This is a genomic window from Pseudomonas sp. NPDC087639 (assembly GCF_044743385.1).
Lineage (GTDB): Bacteria > Pseudomonadota > Gammaproteobacteria > Pseudomonadales > Pseudomonadaceae > Aquipseudomonas.
This window is the reverse complement of sequence record NZ_JBIUWI010000181.1, coordinates 1-1,548: the sequence shown is the minus strand read 5'-3', so window position 1 is coordinate 1,548 and position 1,548 is coordinate 1. Positions and strand designations below refer to the sequence as shown.

Annotated in this window: 1 pseudogene; it reads right to left on the bottom strand. The window is 62.7% G+C overall.

Going from position 1 to position 1,548, the window contains the following annotated elements:
- A pseudogene (locus ACIOVB_RS27705) lies at positions 1-1,548 on the bottom strand (type IV secretion protein Rhs); the annotation flags it as partial.

The following is a 1,548-nucleotide window of genomic DNA, read 5'->3' as shown; positions in this document are numbered from 1 at the left end:
GACTGATAGACGTGGCGGGTCAGTGACGCGCCGTTGAGGTCGATGGCTCTGAGCGCACCACCCTTGGCGTGGTGGTAATCGAGTTTGCTGTTGTCCGGCAGGCGCATGCGTTTGAGCTGGCCGCAGGCGTCGTAGGCGTAACGCAAAGTGCCCCAGCCCTGGTGCTCGGTGATCAGGCGGTCTTGCAGGTCGTATTCGAAGGCCAGGGGATGCTTCTGACCGTCGTCGACGCCGGTCAGTCGGCCGAGGCGGTCATAGCGGTATTCGACCTTGATCCCGTCGGGCAGGGTTTTGACCAGCAGGCGGCCGGCGGCATCGCGCTCGTATCCGGTGACCAACGTCGAGCCGTCGTCGCCAAACTCGGTTTTTTCCAGCAGGTGACCATTGAGGTCATAGGCGTAGCTCGTGCGCCGCCCGTCGAAGCCGGTTTCCTGTCGGATCAGTCCGGTCGGCGTGTAGTCCAGTCGGTACTTTTCGCCGGACTCGTTTTCGATTTCCGTCAGCAGCAACTGCGCATGGTCGTAGCGGTACTGCACCCGCGTGCCGTCGGGGTTGATCCGGCGGCTGACCAGATGCAGGTCGTCGTCATACTCGTAACGGGTGATGCGGCCGAGTTCGTCGCGTTCGGCGGTGACCTGGTTGTAAGCGCCGTAGCTGTAGGCGCGCGTCGCGCCTGTAGGAAACGTCGTCTGCACCAGACGGCCCACGGCGTCCCAGTGCTGACGCGTGAGCGCACCGTGTTCGTCCTGAGTCGTGCTCCGTCGCCCCAGCGCATCGTAGGAAAAGCGCCGCACACCGCCATCGGGCAGGGTTTCTTCAACCAACTGGCCGAGAGCGTTCCAGACCAGCACATGCCGACTGGTGTCCGGATAGCGGATCGACAGCAACTGCCCACGCGCATCGTAGTGGTAATGCGTGACCTGACCGTCGGGATCAACCGCTTCGGTAACATCACCCTGGGCATTGCGCCGGTACGTCCACACCGCCTCGCCGCGAGAGCGGCTGTGCAGGAAACCGTTGCGGTACTCGTAGGACGTTGGCTCATCGTCCGGTGGAAGCAGCGCGATCAGGCGTCCGACGTCGTCGTAGCGGTATTCGGTGACGGCGCCGAGCGGATCCTGCTCGGCGATCAAACGCCCCGCGTCATCGTAGGCCTTGAGGTGCTCGCCACCGTCGGCCTCGACCTTGCGCACCAGCCGCGCACGGTCGTCGTGGACGTAGGTTTCTTCGGTGCCATCGACGTAATGCACCGCGACGCTGCCGTTGTCATCCCAGACGTAGCGGGTGTCCATCTGCGAGAACGACGCCCAATGGCGCACGCATCGTGCAGCCTTGCCGGCGCGTTCCCATTCCCAGAAGAAACTCGCGCCACCGGTCAACTGACGCTGGAGGATGACGTGCTGATCGTCGTAGTCGTAACGCTCGCTGTCGCCAACGGCGTTACACGCTTCGATCAGGTGTTGATAAGCGTCGTAGCGATAACTGACGAGGGTTTGCTCAGTCGTCCATTCAGCCAACTGAAACGACTGATAATCGACGGCCACCAAA